This window comes from Mycolicibacterium pyrenivorans, from assembly GCF_025821625.1.
Classification (GTDB): domain Bacteria; phylum Actinomycetota; class Actinomycetes; order Mycobacteriales; family Mycobacteriaceae; genus Mycobacterium; species Mycobacterium pyrenivorans.
On record NZ_JACKSH010000032.1, the window covers coordinates 26,937 to 41,129 of the forward strand.

15 protein-coding genes are annotated in these 14,193 nt (G+C 68.5%); 9 read left to right on the forward strand and 6 right to left on the reverse strand.

All coding sequences use genetic code 11. The annotated features are described in order from the left end of the window. The first annotated feature begins 33 nt into the window (after positions 1 to 33). Entirely contained in the window at positions 34 to 759 is a 726-nt protein-coding gene (locus H7I57_RS05410; RefSeq protein ID WP_264022325.1) for a lysophospholipid acyltransferase family protein, read from the forward strand. A 10-nt stretch (positions 760 to 769) separates the two neighbouring features. On the opposite strand, the gene H7I57_RS05415 is transcribed toward H7I57_RS05410, so the two are convergent. Then, on the reverse strand, positions 770 to 2,050 hold the full coding sequence (locus tag H7I57_RS05415; protein ID WP_264022327.1) for a glycosyltransferase family 87 protein: 1,281 nt from the start codon (positions 2,048 to 2,050) through the stop codon (positions 770 to 772). A gap of 84 nt (positions 2,051 to 2,134) precedes the next feature. Here H7I57_RS05415 and H7I57_RS05420 point away from each other — a divergent pair, with 84 nt between their 5' ends. The 3 genes from H7I57_RS05420 (at position 2,135) to H7I57_RS05430 (ending at position 4,965) form a co-directional block, all read left to right on the forward strand. Further along, on the forward strand, positions 2,135 to 3,007 hold the full coding sequence (locus tag H7I57_RS05420; protein ID WP_264022328.1) for a hypothetical protein: 873 nt from the start codon (positions 2,135 to 2,137) through the stop codon (positions 3,005 to 3,007). Positions 3,008 to 3,022: 15 nt separating this feature from the next. Further along, positions 3,023 to 3,502 carry a polyadenylate-specific 3'-exoribonuclease AS gene (locus H7I57_RS05425; RefSeq protein WP_264022329.1) on the forward strand — a complete coding sequence of 160 codons (480 nt, stop codon included), beginning with the start codon at positions 3,023 to 3,025 and terminating at the stop codon, positions 3,500 to 3,502. 62 nt (positions 3,503 to 3,564) lie between these two features. Beyond that, entirely contained in the window at positions 3,565 to 4,965 is a 1,401-nt protein-coding gene (locus H7I57_RS05430) for a class II 3-deoxy-7-phosphoheptulonate synthase (RefSeq protein WP_264022330.1), read from the forward strand. A gap of 16 nt (positions 4,966 to 4,981) precedes the next feature. Here the strand turns inward: H7I57_RS05430 and H7I57_RS05435 are convergent, their stop codons facing one another. Beyond that, on the reverse strand, positions 4,982 to 6,202 hold the full coding sequence (locus H7I57_RS05435; protein ID WP_264022331.1) for a protein kinase domain-containing protein: 1,221 nt from the start codon (positions 6,200 to 6,202) through the stop codon (positions 4,982 to 4,984). A gap of 60 nt (positions 6,203 to 6,262) precedes the next feature. On the opposite strand from H7I57_RS05435, the gene H7I57_RS05440 reads away from it, so the two are divergent. Next, the gene (locus H7I57_RS05440) at positions 6,263 to 6,667 is read left to right on the forward strand and encodes an Rv2175c family DNA-binding protein (protein ID WP_264022333.1); all 405 of its coding nucleotides are present in this window, start codon (positions 6,263 to 6,265) and stop codon (positions 6,665 to 6,667) included. Here the strand turns inward: H7I57_RS05440 and H7I57_RS05445 are convergent. The 4 genes from H7I57_RS05445 to H7I57_RS05460 form a co-directional block, all read right to left on the reverse strand. Further along, a complete protein-coding gene (locus tag H7I57_RS05445; protein ID WP_264022336.1) occupies positions 6,588 to 8,195 on the reverse strand; it encodes an alpha-(1->6)-mannopyranosyltransferase A in 1,608 nt (535 codons plus the stop codon). The genes H7I57_RS05440 and H7I57_RS05445 overlap by 80 nt on opposite strands. Positions 8,196 to 8,199: 4 nt before the next feature. Further along, entirely contained in the window at positions 8,200 to 9,279 is a 1,080-nt protein-coding gene (idsA2, locus tag H7I57_RS05450; protein ID WP_264022337.1) for a bifunctional (2E,6E)-farnesyl/geranyl diphosphate synthase, read from the reverse strand. A gap of 114 nt (positions 9,280 to 9,393) precedes the next feature. Then, positions 9,394 to 10,083, reverse strand: coding sequence for an LppM family (lipo)protein (locus H7I57_RS05455; RefSeq protein ID WP_308204313.1), 690 nt, complete (start codon positions 10,081 to 10,083; stop codon positions 9,394 to 9,396). A 47-nt stretch (positions 10,084 to 10,130) separates the two neighbouring features. Next, positions 10,131 to 10,718, reverse strand: a complete 588-nt coding sequence (locus tag H7I57_RS05460; RefSeq protein WP_264022338.1) for a GNAT family N-acetyltransferase — start codon at positions 10,716 to 10,718, stop codon at positions 10,131 to 10,133. Positions 10,719 to 10,945: 227 nt separating this feature from the next. Between H7I57_RS05460 and H7I57_RS05465 the strand changes: the two genes are divergently transcribed. The 4 genes from H7I57_RS05465 to ftsL all read left to right on the forward strand — a co-directional run. Next, on the forward strand, positions 10,946 to 11,347 hold the full coding sequence (locus H7I57_RS05465; RefSeq protein WP_264022339.1) for an SCO2097 family morphological protein: 402 nt from the start codon (positions 10,946 to 10,948) through the stop codon (positions 11,345 to 11,347). Between the two features lie 311 nt (positions 11,348 to 11,658). Further along, positions 11,659 to 12,093 carry a division/cell wall cluster transcriptional repressor MraZ gene (locus tag H7I57_RS05470; protein WP_264022341.1) on the forward strand — a complete coding sequence of 145 codons (435 nt, stop codon included), beginning with the start codon at positions 11,659 to 11,661 and terminating at the stop codon, positions 12,091 to 12,093. Next, positions 12,068 to 13,210 (forward strand): 16S rRNA (cytosine(1402)-N(4))-methyltransferase RsmH, encoded by a 1,143-nt coding sequence (gene rsmH / locus H7I57_RS05475; protein WP_264022342.1) that lies wholly within the window; start codon positions 12,068 to 12,070, stop codon positions 13,208 to 13,210. The genes H7I57_RS05470 and rsmH overlap by 26 nt, the downstream gene beginning before the upstream one ends. Then, a partial coding sequence (gene ftsL, locus H7I57_RS05480; RefSeq protein WP_264022343.1) for a cell division protein FtsL occupies positions 13,207 to 14,193 on the forward strand: 987 nt, incomplete at its 3' end. The genes rsmH and ftsL, both read left to right, overlap by 4 nt.

The following is a 14,193-nucleotide window of genomic DNA, read 5'->3' on the forward strand; positions in this document are numbered from 1 at the left end:
TGGCCGACCGCGGTCGGGTGATGCGGAGGGTCCATGTGGTATTGGCTGTTCAAGTTCGTCTTCATGGGCCCCTTGCTGACCCTGCTCGGACGCCCGAAAGTCGAAGGGCTTGAGCATGTTCCGCAATCCGGAGCAGTTATCCTCGCCAGCAACCACCTCGCGGTGGCCGACAGCTTCTATCTGCCGCTGGTGGTCAGCAGGCGGATCACCTTCCTGGCCAAGGCCGAGTACTTCACCGGCACCGGCATCAAGGGGTGGTTCATGCGGTGGTTCTACACCGTCGCCGGCCAGGTGCCCATCGACCGCACCGATGCCGACAGCGCCCAGGCCGCGCTGACGACCGCACAGCGCATCGTCGGGGAGGGCAAGCTGCTGGGGATGTACCCCGAGGGCACCCGCTCGCCCGACGGGCGGCTGTACAAGGGCAAGACCGGACTGGCGCGGCTGGCTCTGCAGACGCAGGTCCCGGTGATTCCGGTCGCGATGATCGGCACCGACGTGGTGAACCCTCCCGGAAGCAAGATGTGGAAGTTCGGCCGGGTCCAGGTCAAGTTCGGCGAGCCGATGGATTTCAGTCGCTTCGAGGGGCTCGCGGGCAACCGGTTCATCGAACGGGCCGTCATCGACGAAGTGATGTACGAGCTGATGCGGCTGTCCGGGCAGGAATACGTCGACCTCTACGCGGCGGACATCAAAGAGGGAAAAGAACAGGGAGCGGTGAAGCCGCCGACACGGCTCCCTGAGGCGGCCGCAGGCTGAAGCGGCCGCGCTAAGCCTTGACGGCGGAGACGGGCGCAGAGTCCACGGACGCGGTGTCGTGGCCGGGGTCGCGGACAGCGACGACACCGGTGACGATGATCACCGCCAGCGCCCACCAGAGATAAGACCCCCCGGCGAGCTGGCGCCACAGTGAGGCCGCGGTTTCGCGGTGCTCGGGCAGCAGCTTGATCGGCGTCCACACCATCAGCGCCAGCCCGACCGCCGCCACGGCGCCCAGCGCGACGTTGCGCAGCCGCACCGCCAGCACTGCCGTCACCACGACCGCGGGCACCGCCCAGACCCAGTGATGCGACCACGAGACGGGCGACACCACGAGCCCGAACATCGCCACGCAGATCAGGGCCAACACGGGCTGCCCGGCGCGCAGGGCGCGGCGCCCGGCCCAGATCGTGAGGCCCAGCACGACGAAGCATGCCACCGTCCACAGCACGAATCGCTCACCCTCGCCGAGGCCCAACCGGGCCAGCGCGCCTGCGATGTTCTGGTTCGTGTTCAGCGTCGCGGTGCCGATGCGGTCGGTGTTGCGGACCGTCTCGGTCCAGTACTCCCACGAGTCCCGCCACGCGAATGCGAAGCCGAGCAGCATCGCCACTACCGCCGACGCCGCGGTGACCAGCAGCGCCCGCGTGTCCCGCCGCAGCAGGAAGTACAGCAGGAAGACCGCCGGTGTCAGCTTGAGCGCGATCGCGAGGCCCAGGAGCATCCCTCGCGGCCACGGCGTCCGGCGCGGCACACAGTCGGCGATCACCAGGGTCATCAGCACGACGTTGATCTGGCCGAAGTCGAAGTTCGACCGGATCGGCTCGCAGAAGAGCACCGCGGGCGCGACGATCGCCGCGGCCAGCCACCCGCGTCGAGCCCACGCCGGCTCCCCGGTGACGCGGGTCGTCGGCCACACGTCCAGGCGCGTCAGCAGGATCGCCGTCGACACCACCAGCAGGATCAGCGTGGTCAGGGTGATCGCCACGCTGGCGCCGTCGAGCGACAACAGCGCGAACGGGGAGAACAGGACGGCAGCCAGCGGCGGATAGGTGAAGGGCAGGTCCAGGCCGCCCTTGGTCTGGAAGATCGCGCCGTCGGCGTAGAGCGGCCGACCGTCGAGCCAGGCCTGCCCACCCATCCGGTAGACGTCGATGTCGATGCGGTACGGGGTGTGCCCGAGGAGCCGCCACGCCGCCCAGGCCAACGCCGCCGCGGTCATCAGCTGAAACAGCCGCCACGCGAGCGTTGGCCTCCAACCAGCCCCGCCGGGCGACCGCCAAGTCCTCATGTCGCGGACCAGACTATCGGTGCCGATCGGCGAGTCGGCGGGTATCCCGGCCTAGACACGCGCAGGTCGGCGTAAGTTTTCTGGGTGCGCCCGACCCTGGACCTCCACCTCGACTTCTCCGTTCCGCCGTCGCGGCTGCCGCTGGTGTGTTGCCTGGTGGCGTTCATCCTGACGTTCTTCGTGACCCGCACGATCGTGCGGTACATCCGTAGCCATGCAGGCAGCGACGCACCCCGCAAGTGGTGGCAGCCCCGCAACATCTCGGCCGGCGGGGGGCTGCACATCCACCACGTGGTGATCGGTGTGATCTTGGTCATGGTCTCCGGGGTGTCGATGGTGACGCTCGCGGTCGACGGGGGAGTACCCGAGTTCACGGCCGCGTCAATCCTTTTCGGTATCGGGGCGGCGCTGGTCCTCGACGAGTTCGCGCTGATCCTGCACCTGTCCGACGTGTACTGGGCCGAAGACGGGCGGACCTCGGTCGACGCGGTGTTCGTCGCCGTCGCGGTGGCCGGGTTGTTGATCCTCGGGTTCAGCCCGCTGTCGTTCTTCGACATCGACATCTGGCGCAGCGATCAGTCTGTCCTCGCGCGGGCCATCGTGGTCGCGGCGGCGGTCGTGACGCTGTGCCTGGCGGTGATCGTGTTGCTCAAAGGCAAGGTGTGGACCGGTCTGGTGGGCATGTTCATCACGCCACTGCTGGTCATCGGTGCGGTCCGGCTGTCGCGGCCCCATGCGCCGTGGGCACGGTGGCGGTACACGAACCGGCCCCGCAAGATGCACCGGGCGCTGGAACGCGAGCGCTGGCTGCGCAGGCCCGTCGTTCAGGCCAAGCTGTGGCTGCAGGACGCCATTGCGGGGATGCCGAAGTTCCCCGACGATGCCAAGGTCGACGAACAACTCGACCGCGAGATCCACGCCGCGCCCGCGCCACCGGATCGCAACCCCGTCAGGTGAGGAAGTCACATAACTGTGCGGTACTTCTACGACACGGAGTTCATCGACAACGGCCGCACCATCGAGTTGATCTCCATTGGTGTCGCCGCCGAAGACGGTCGCGAATATTACGCCATCTCAACCGAATTCGACCCCGAGCGGGCCGGTCGGTGGGTGCGCAAGCATGTGCTGCCCAAACTGCCGTCGCCGGCCTCGCCGCTGTGGCGATCGCGGCGGACGATCCGTACGGAACTCGAGGACTTCTTCGGCATCGACGGTGACGAACCGATCGAGTTGTGGGCGTGGGTGGGCGCCTACGACCATGTGGTGCTCTGCCAGCTGTGGGGGCCGATGACCGATCTGCCACCGGCGATCCCGCGCTTCACCCGCGAGTTGCGGCAGTTCTGGGAGGAGCACGACTGCCCGCGGATGCCGCCGCGGCCCCGCGATGCCCACGATGCGCTCGTCGACGCCAAGCACAATCTGCTGCGCTACCAGCTGATCACCGGCGGCTGAGTGCCCGCTGCGGCCGGCGCGCAGGTGTGAAAGCCGGTTTGACCCGCGGTTACCATGGACGGGTGAATTGGACCGTCGACGTACCCATCGACCAGCTGCCGGACCTCCCGCCGCTGCCCGAGGACCTGAGGCAGCGACTGGACGCGGCGCTGGCCAGGCCTGCTCTGCAACAGCCGAGTTGGCCGGCGGACCAGGCGAAGGCGATGCGCACGGTGCTGGAGAGCGTCCCGCCGGTTACGGTGCCGTCGGAGATCGAGCGGCTCAAGACGCACCTCGCGGCGGTCGCACGCGGTGAGGCGTTCCTGCTCCAGGGCGGGGACTGCGCCGAGACGTTCGTCGACAACACCGAACCGCACATCCGCGCCAACATCCGCACGCTGCTGCAGATGGCGGTGGTGCTGACCTACGGCGCGAGCATGCCGGTGGTCAAGGTCGCGCGCATCGCGGGCCAGTACGCCAAGCCGCGGTCGGCCGACATCGACGCGCTGGGCCTGAAGTCCTACCGCGGCGACATGGTCAACGGCTTCGCGCCGGACGCCTCGGTGCGCGATCACGACGCGTCGCGGCTGGTACGCGCCTACGCCAACGCCAGCGCCGCGATGAACCTGGTGCGCGCGCTGACGTCGTCGGGGATGGCGTCGCTGCAGAAGGTGCACGACTGGAACCGGGAGTTCGTCCGGACCTCGCCCGCGGGTGCCCGCTACGAGGCGCTGGCCGGGGAGATCGACCGGGGGCTGCGCTTCATGGGCGCCTGCGGCGTCGACGACCGCAACCTGCAGACCGCCGAGATCTACGCCAGCCACGAGGCGCTGGTGCTCGACTACGAGCGGGCCATGCTGAGGCTCGACTATGACGGCGCGGACGACGGACAGACCAGCCCCAAGCTCTACGATCTGTCGGCGCACTACGTGTGGATCGGTGAGCGGACCCGTCAGCTCGACGGTGCGCACGTCGCGTTCGCCGAGGTGATCGCCAACCCGATCGGCGTCAAGATCGGCCCGACGACGTCGCCGGAGCTGGCGGTGGAGTACGTGGAGCGGCTCGACCCCCGCAACGAGGCCGGACGCCTGACACTGGTGAGCCGGATGGGCAACGGCAAGGTCCGCGACGTGTTGCCGGGGATCATCGAGAAGGTGCAGGCCTCCGGTCATCAGGTCATCTGGCAGTGCGACCCGATGCACGGCAACACCCATGAGTCGTCGACGGGCTACAAGACCCGCCACTTCGACCGCATCGTCGACGAGGTGCAGGGCTTCTTCGAGGTGCACCATGCCCTGGGCACCCACCCCGGCGGCATCCACGTCGAGATCACCGGTGAGAACGTCACCGAATGTCTCGGTGGCGCGCAAGACATCTCGGACACCGACCTGGCCGGCCGCTACGAGACGGCGTGCGACCCGCGCCTGAACACCCAGCAGTCGCTGGAGTTGGCCTTCCTGGTCGCGGAGATGCTGCGCGACTGATCGTCGCGGCCGGCCGTCACAGCAGGGTGCTCAGGTTGGTGCCGAGCGCCCACGCCCCGGCGGCCGCCGACCCGGCCAGGGTGATCACGGCGACCACCCAGAAGAACAGCACCCGCTTGGCTCGCTGCCGCGCCCAGTAGAACTCGGTGAGCTCGATTCCGGCGAATCGTCCTGTGAGGGGCCGGTCTTCGTCGTCGTCATCGAAATCGGCGGGCAGCTCGTCTCGGGTGAACACCCTGGTGCGCCTGCCCACACCGGCGCCGTCGGTGGGTTTGTCGAGGTCGTCGGTGGCATCGTGCGGCCCCGTCGGCTCGATCGCCGAGTTGTGCAGAGCCGAGTTCCTGGGTGCGGGCACCCGGAACGGCGGAAGGGCGAGCTCCCGGACCACCGTCTCGAGTTGATCGCGCATCTCGGCGGCGTCGGCGAACCGTTCCGCGGGATCCCGAGCGGTCGCGCAGTGCACCAGATCGTCGAACTGTCTCGGGACTCCGTTGATCACCGAACTCGGCGGGGGGACGTCATGATCCATCCGCTGGTAGGCCACCGCCAACGTGGTGTCCCCGGTGAACGGGGTGGTGCCGGTCAACAACTCGAAGACCAGCACGCCGACGGAATACACGTCGCCGCGTGAATCGGTGTCACCGGTGCTCACCTGTTCGGGTGACAGGTACGCCGCGGTGCCCAGGATGACGCTGGTCGAGGTGATCTTGGCCTCGGCGACCGCGCGGACCAGCCCGAAGTCGGCGATCTTCACCTCGCCGTCGTCACTGATCAAGATGTTCTCGGGCTTGATGTCCCGATGCACGAGCCCGGCGCGGTGTGCCACGGCGAGACCACCGAGCACGGGCCGCAGCACCGCGGCGACGGCATGCGGCGGCATCGGGCCGCGTTCCCGGAGCAGCTCCCGCAGCGTGCCTCCCTCGATCAGCTCCATCACCAGGAAGGGAGGATGACCGGCCGGGGTTCCGGCACCCTGGTCGTACACCGCCACCAGACCGGGATCCTTCAGCCGCGCCACCGCCCGAGCCTCACGTTGGAACCGGGTCAGGAAGTGCTCGTCGCCTGCGTAGCGCGAATCCATGATCTTCAATGCCACCGGGCGGTCCAATCGCAGATCCAGCCCGCGATACACCCCGGACATGCCTCCGGTCGCGATCAAGCTGTCCACCCGGTAGCGCCCGTCCAGCACGGCCCCGCTCAGCGGGTCGGCGTGCTGGTGCGTCTCCATCGGACACATGGTACGAGCCGTCGGCCAAGCGTCCGTCCAAGGCGGTCCCGTGCACCTAGACTCTGTGCGGTGAGCAGCATTCCGACTGCCGATGACGTTCTGGATCCCGACGAGGCCGTGTACGACCTGCCCACCGTGGCGGATCTGCTCGGCATCCCCGTGACCAAAGTGCATCAGCATCTCCGTGAACGACACCTGGTCGCGGTCCGCCGCGCCGGCACCGTCGTCGTGCCCAAGGTTTTCTTCGACGACACCGGACACGTGGTCAAGAGCCTGTCCGGCCTGCTGGTCGTCCTGCACGACGGGGGCTACGGCGACACCCAGATCATGCGCTGGCTCTTCACCCCGGACGAGTCGCTGACGATCACCCGTGACGGCTCCACCGAGCGGCAGGCTAACGCTCGCCCGGTCGATGCGTTGCATTCGCATCAGGCCCGCGAGGTGGTTCGTCGAGCGCAGGCGATGGCGTACTGACCCCGGTTTCCGGCACCGGGGCCTTGGCGAGCCAGTACCACGCACCTGCGGCGCACGCGATGGCCAGGAGCACGCGCACCCACGAGTACATCCCGTGCGCACCGTCGGGGTTCCAGATCACGGTGATCCACGTCGACACGCCGGCGATGAGCGCGATCGCCCGCCGCGACTGGGCCACCGCGGCGACGATCGCCAGCGGCCAGGTGTAGTACCACGGCAGCGCGGCCGGCACGAAAAGCACCACGACGCCCATCAGCAACGCGATCCCCACCAGCGCGTCCCGGTCGGTGCGGCGGTATCGCCACCACAACAACGGTGCCGAGATCGCGATCGCCGCGATCCCGATGATGCGGGTGGTCTCGAGCACCGCGTAGAAGTTCACCGGGATGAAGAGACCCCCGACCGCGTTGATCAGGTTGGCGGTCGCGGTGGGCACGGTCAGCCAGTTGATGATCTTGACCGACCCGGCGAGCGCGGTGAGCCAGCCCAGTCCGACTCCGGCAACGAGGGAGAGCACGGCGAACACCGCGACGAACACCATCAGCGAGGCGGCGGTGGCCGCGGCGAACGCCTTCACGCCGGAAAAGCCGCGGCGGTCGCGCAGCCCGCGTGCCCATACCCACACCGTGAATGGAAGTGCCAGTCCCGCCGTCGCTTTCACCGCGACCGCGACCGCGATCAGCGTGACACCCGACACGTGGCGGCCGCGGAAGGTCAGCGCGATGCCCGCCATCATCAGCCCCACCATCAGCATCTCGTTGTGCACGCCGCCCATCAGGTGGATGATCACCAGCGGGTTCAGCGCGCAGATCCACAGCGCGGCCGCGCCGCTGGCGCCGACGTGACGGGCTACTTTCGGCGCCGCCCAGATCAGCAGCGCCAGGCCGGGCAGCATGCACAACCGCAGCAGCATCGTCCCGGCGACGACGTCGTTGCCGACCAGCATCGTGACGAACTTCGCCACCAGGATGAACGCCGGGCCGTACGGCGCCGTCGTCGTAGTCCAGATCGGACTCACGTTGTCCAGCAGCGAGTTCGGATTGTCGATCGGGCCGACGGCATACGGGTCGAAGCCGTCGCGCAGCAGTGCGCCCTGGGCCAGGTACGAGTAGGTGTCGCGGCTGAACACCGGGACGCTCAGCAGCAGCGGAGCCAGCCAGAATCCGGTGGTGGCGATCATCGTGTACTCGGTGGCAGTCCGGTCGACCACTCGCCGGCCCAGCCATAGCCACGCCATGAGCATCAGCGCCACACCGCCCCACAGCAGCAGCGAGGACAGCACCAGCCCGTGCCCGAACCGCAGCCAGGACAGGTGCAGCGATTCGAGCACCGGGTCGTGCAGTCGGGTGCTGCCCGCACCGAGTCCACCCGCGGTGATCAGCGTGGCTCCGAGCGCCCCGACCAGCGCGGGGCGGGCCTCCGGCGACAGCGCGAACGCCTTCAGCCGCCCCAGATGGGGACGGAGCCGCTGCGAGAAATACTCTGGCAGACCGGTTCTCGGGGTCTGGGCCGGCGCGGGCGTCGTCATGCTGCTATGCCGTCCGGTTCGCGGCCAATCTGGCGAGTTCGGAGAGCCCCGACTTGGCGCGCGCGTCGATCGGTGCGGAATTGAGGATGTCGAGCGCGCGGCGCGTCAGTGTGTCGATCCGGCTCTCCACGGCGGCGAGCGCGCCCACCGACTCGATCACCATGCAAACCTCTTTGACCTGCACGTCCGTCAGTTCGGTGCCGATCGAGTCTCGAAGCAGCTTGGCGGCGGCAGGGTCGCGCTTCTCGGCGAGCTCGATCGCCTCGGCCAGCAGCACGGTGCGTTTCCCCGACCGCAGGTCGTCACCGGAGGGCTTGCCGGTGACGGCGGGATCGCCGAACACGCCGAGGACGTCGTCGCGCAGTTGGAACGCCACGCCCAGGCTGGTGCCCAGCTCGTGGAAAGCCTCGAGGATGTCGGGGCGGTCGGCGGCCGCGGCGGCCCCGAGTTGCAGCGGACGCGAGATCGTGTAGGACGCCGTCTTGTAGATGTTGACGGTCAGCGCCGAACCGACGGTCTCCGAACCGCTGGATTCGGAGACGATGTCGAGGTACTGACCGCCGAGCACCTCGGTACGGATCGCCGCCCACACCCGCTGCACCCGCCGCTGGGCCTGTGCGTCGATCTCGGCCGAGGCGACGATGTCGTCGGCCCAGACCAGGGCGAGATCACCGAGGAGTATCGCGGCGGAGAGACCGAACTGCTCCGGGGATCCGTGCCAGTTGTTGGTGCGGTGGCGTTCGGTGAAGATGCGGTGCACGGTGGGCAGACCGCGCCGGGTGGCGGAGGCGTCGATGACGTCGTCGTGCACCAGCGCACAGGCGTGCAGCAGCTCCAGTGCCGAGAAGAGCCGGAGCACGTCGGGGCTCGGCTCGGTGCCGGCCACGGCGCGCCAGCCCCAGTACGCGAACGCCGGGCGTAGCCGTTTGCCGCCGCGAAGGACGAACTCCTCGACGGCCTCGGTCAGCACGGCGTAGTCCGCGCCGATATAGGCGGCATCTCGACGGCGCTCACGGAGGTAAACCCGCAACTGCTCGGTGACGGCTGCGGCCAGCTCGACGGCTGACGGTGCCGCTGCATCCACGGTCAGCGGGCGCCCCTTTCTGTGCTCATCTTCAGTCCGTCGGACTCTGCCCCCGAGTGTCCATCAGAGTAGAGCGTGCGACCGGAGTTGTAGCAAGTCAGGCCGCCCGCGCGCCTACTGCGGGTGCTCGAGTGGTTCGCCCGGCCGGGGGGATCGGTCCCTGCTGTTGTAGGCCAGCACGCCGATGATGCCCGCGACCACGAACGAACCCACCCCCAGCCAGATCGCGGCGCCGGTGAACGAGCGGGCGCTGGGGTCGGTGTAGCGCGCCTGCGCGTTCATCGTGCTGACCACGCCGGGACGAAGCTTCCACTCGACGACCTCGGAGGAGATCTGGTCACCGTTGGTCGACGTCACCTCGCCGGGGAACGACACGCTCAGCGAGACGTCGGCCTCGGGATCGCTGAGCGAGGTGAGGTCGGCTCGGCCTTCGAGGATCACCAGGTCACCGGCGCGGCGCAGCGAGATGTCGACGCCCGCCGCGTCGCGGTTCATCGCCGCGAGCTGCGGCAGTTCGGCGAACGAGAGGTCGGAGAACACCGCCTGCGATCCCACGTAGTCGTCGCGGCTGTATTCGGACACCGCGACCTTCTGCGCGAACGGCAGGCTGTTGAGCAGCTGTGGCCCCTTGTCGTTCTCGTCGCGGGGGATGGCGGCGGCGACGATCTGGCCCGAGACCCGGTCGTCCGGCGACACGGTGATCGACGCCCTGATCCGTACGCAGCCGATGAGCGTCGGCGCCAACATCAACAGCAGCAAAACCAGGGCGAGCAGACGCTTGCGAGTGCGATGACGGGTCGGCACCAGGTCATCGTGCCAGACGACCGGTTACCCGGGGCCGGTGTGCGGCACTACAGCGGCAAAGGGCGACCAAGGATCGCGAATGCCCGCGGATCGCCCGCGAAGTGATAGCCGCGGATGACGTCGGTGAAGCCGAGGCGGCGGTACAGCCGCCATGCCCGGTTGGCCTCGCCGTTGATCTCCGGCGTGGACAGCAGGACGTGCTGTTCGCCGCGATCATCGAGCAACCGCCGCACCAGAGCCTCGCCGAGCCCGCGGCCCTGGGCGCGTGGGTGGATGTGCAGTTCGGTCAGTTCGAAATAGCTGTTCATCAGGTCGGCAATGTGTTCCTGGTCGGCACCGCTGCGGCGGAGTCCCGCGACGACCTGCTGCTGCCACCACTGGTCGGGGGCGCCGCAGTAGCCGTAGGCCACACCGAGCAGCGGCCCCGCGGTCGGCGTGGTGCCGTCGGTGTCCTCGGGGTCTTCGATGGCGGCGACGGCTTTCCAGCCCCGCCTGCGGGTGTGCTCCAGCCACATCGACGCCCGCTGATCCTCGGTGCCACGCGGGTAGCGCATGGCGTCGACGTACACCGCCAAAGCGTCGCCGAGACGGTGCGCCATATCGCTCGGCGACAGTTCGATGAGAGTCGTCGCCAAGGATCTTTTCCTCCCGATGGGTCAGTCGTGCGGCCGCCACCTATTATCCGGTGGGTTGGCGGGTAGGTGAGGTGCCGGTTCCCCGGTGCGGTGTCCGTCATAGAATCGTGCGTCGAACTAGGTGGTACGCGTCAGATTCAGCTCGTATCATTACTGTTAAGTGCGCGTACACGGGCACTCTCCGACTTCGAACGACTGCGACGCCCCACGGCAAGAGGGAGGGACGAATGCCACTCTCCGATCATGAGCAGCGCATGCTCGACCAGATCGAGAGCGCGCTCTATGCCGAGGACCCCAAGTTCGCGTCCAGCGTTCGTGGTGGAACTCTGCGCGCACCATCGACCAGGCGCCGCATTCAGGGCGCCGCGCTCTTCGTCGTTGGGCTGGCAATGCTCGTGTCGGGGGTGGCGTTCAAGGCCACGATGATCGGCAGCTTCCCGATTCTGTCGGTGATCGGCTTCATCGTCATGTTCGCAGGTGTGGTCTTCGCGATCACCGGCCCCCGCGGCGGCGCCGCCCGTGATCGCACGCCCACCGACGTCGGCCCGCAGCGCCAGAAGCGTGCCAAGGGCGGCGGCTCGTTCACCAGCCGGATGGAAGACCGCTTCCGCCGTCGTTTCGACGAGTAGGCCTTTTCTTCGCCGGTTCAGGGGCAGTCCGACAGGACTGCCCCTTCTTTTTGCCCCACATCTCCCCACCTGGTGTGCCTGTGTTCGTTTCAGCCAGTTGAGCTGGCATTTTTCTACGCGGTAGCGGCTTGGTCGGTCGACATGCCGCGGCGCGGCTGGCCGGCCGAGCAGCGTGAGTGGGGAGGTCGGTGAAACGCGGCACAAGATTTGGAGCAAAGTGGGGGATTGTGGGGTAAAGTGGCGGACAACGGAGCGACCGGGGTTCCGTAAGGCGGGCAAGGCGTGAAGTAGAAGGTCTGCGAGGTGACGAGATGTTCTTCGGCACCTACACGCCACGGCTCGACGACAAAGGGCGACTGACGTTGCCCGCCAAGTTCCGCGACGCACTGGCAGGAGGGTTGATGGTCACCAAGAGCCAAGATCACAGCCTGGCTGTCCATCCGCGGGCCGAGTTCGAGGAGATGATCGCCGAGGTCTCGGCCAAGGCCAAGCGGGGAAACCCACAGGCTCGCGCCTATCTGCGGAACCTGGCTGCGAGCACCGACGAGCAGTACCCGGACGCACAAGGCCGGATCACGCTCTCCGCAGAGCACCGCCGCTACGCGAACCTGACCAAGGAGTGCGTGGTGACGGGTTCGATCGAGTTCCTGGAGATCTGGGACGCGCAGGCGTGGAACGACTACCAGGAGCTTCACGAAGAGAACTTCTCCGCGGCCAGCGATGAAGCACTCGGCGACATTCTTTGATCTGGCCACTGGCCCGCAGGCCCGTGCAGTGTGGCCTCTGCCCGAACCGGCCCTGACGTACTTCCCCGACGTCAGGTCCGCTCACTCGGGCAGGGACCACATTGCAGGGGCCGCCACAATCCCTCGGGGTGCTGCGATGGTGGACGACGAGCCACATGTTCCGGTTCTGCTCGACCGCTGTGTCGAGTTGCTCGCCCCGGCGCTGACCCGGCAGGCCTTCGATGGCGCCGGTGCCACGCTGGTGGATGCGACGCTCGGTGCCGGCGGCCATGCGCAGCGATTCCTGACCCGGTTCCCCGGCCTCCGGTTGATCGGCCTCGACCGCGATCCCGATGCGCTGCGCATCGCCGGTGAGCGTCTCGCACCGTACGCCGACCGTGTCACGCTGGTACGCACCCGCTACGACGGTATCGCCGAGGCGATAGCCGGAAGTGGTTGCCCCGCAGGGCAAGTCGACGGAATCCTGTTCGACCTCGGGGTGTCCTCGATGCAACTCGACCGTCCGGAGCGCGGCTTCTCGTACTCGACGGACGCGCCACTGGACATGCGGATGGACCCGGAATCGCCGCTGACCGCGGCGGAGATCCTGAACACCTACGACGAGAAGGCGCTCACGCGCCTGCTGCGCGAGTTCGGCGAGGAGCGCTTCGCCAGTCGCATCGCCGCACACATCGTGCGCCGCCGCGCCTCCACACCGTTCTCGACGACCGGCGAACTGGTCGAGCTGCTGTACCAGGCCATTCCGGCGCCGGCGCGGCGCACCGGCGGGCACCCGGGCAAGCGCACTTTCCAGGCGCTGCGCATCGCGGTCAACGCCGAACTGGAGTCGCTGCGCCACGCCATACCCGCGGCGCTGGCGGCCTTGCGCCCGGGCGGCCGCATCGCGGTGATGGCCTACCAGTCCCTGGAGGACCGGATCGTCAAGACCGAGTTCGCCGCAGCGACCGCTTCCCGGACGCCGCCGGGCCTGCCGGTCGAACTGCCCGGGTACGGGCCGGAATTCGTCGCGCTGACCCGGGGAGCTGAACGGGCAGAGGCCGACGAGATCGAACGGAATCCACGAAGCGCCCCGGTTCGGCTGCGTGCGCTCGAACGAGTTGGGGGAGAACAGCGATGAAGGCAAAGCGGCCTGCACGCGGCACCGCATCGAAGAAGAAGGCGCAGACGCGCCGCGGGCGTGAGTCGGCCCGCGAGGCCAGGCGGATGGTCGACGCGCCGCCCCGCAGGCGCACGCCGACCCGCGACGGCCGACCGCAACGGTCGGCCCCGCAGACCAGCCCGACACCTCGGCCGGTTGATCATCCCGCACGACCGAAGAGCGCCAGCCAGGCCAAGGCTCGTGCCAAGGCGCGCAAGGCCAAGGCACCCAAGGTTGTCCGTCCCCCGCTGCGCGAGCGAATCCTGGTCCGGCTGGCCTCCGTCGAGCTGAACCCCCGCACGCTGGTCGCTCGGGTCCCGTTCGTCGTGCTGATCATCGCCGCCCTGGGGCTCGGACTGGGTGTGACGTTGTGGCTGTCCACCGATGCCGCCGAGCGCTCCTACCAGCTGGGCCACGCCCGCCAGCTCAACGAGGCGCTGATGCAGCAGAAGGAAGCACTCGAGCGCGATGTGCTCGAAGCCCAGGCCGCACCGGCACTGGCCGAGGCCGCGCGCAATCTGGGCATGATCCCGTCGAGGGACACCGCACACCTGGTGCAGGACCCGTCGGGCAACTGGGTCGTGGTCGGCACACCCAAGCCGGCCGAGGGGATCCCGCCACCTCCACTGAATGCGCCGCTGGCAGACCCCGTGCCGCCCCCGCCGCCGGCCCCGCGTGTGGTGGAACCGCGTGAGGTTCCGGTCCGGGTCGCACCACTGACAGGTCCGCTCACCGCGCCCGGTCCGCTGGCGGGTCCGGCCGCGCCCGGCGCACCCCCCGTCCCGCTCGGCGTCGCCCCCGGCGTCGAGGTCCCGCATGCCGCTCCCGGTCAGCTGCCTGCACCGGGACCCGCGCCGCTGCCGCCGCCCCAGGAACCGGCAGCCGGCGTGCTTCCACCGGCTGACCAGCTCGCGGCACCTCCGGTGGGTGCGGACCCGTCGCACCTGGCCCCGGGGGTCGTG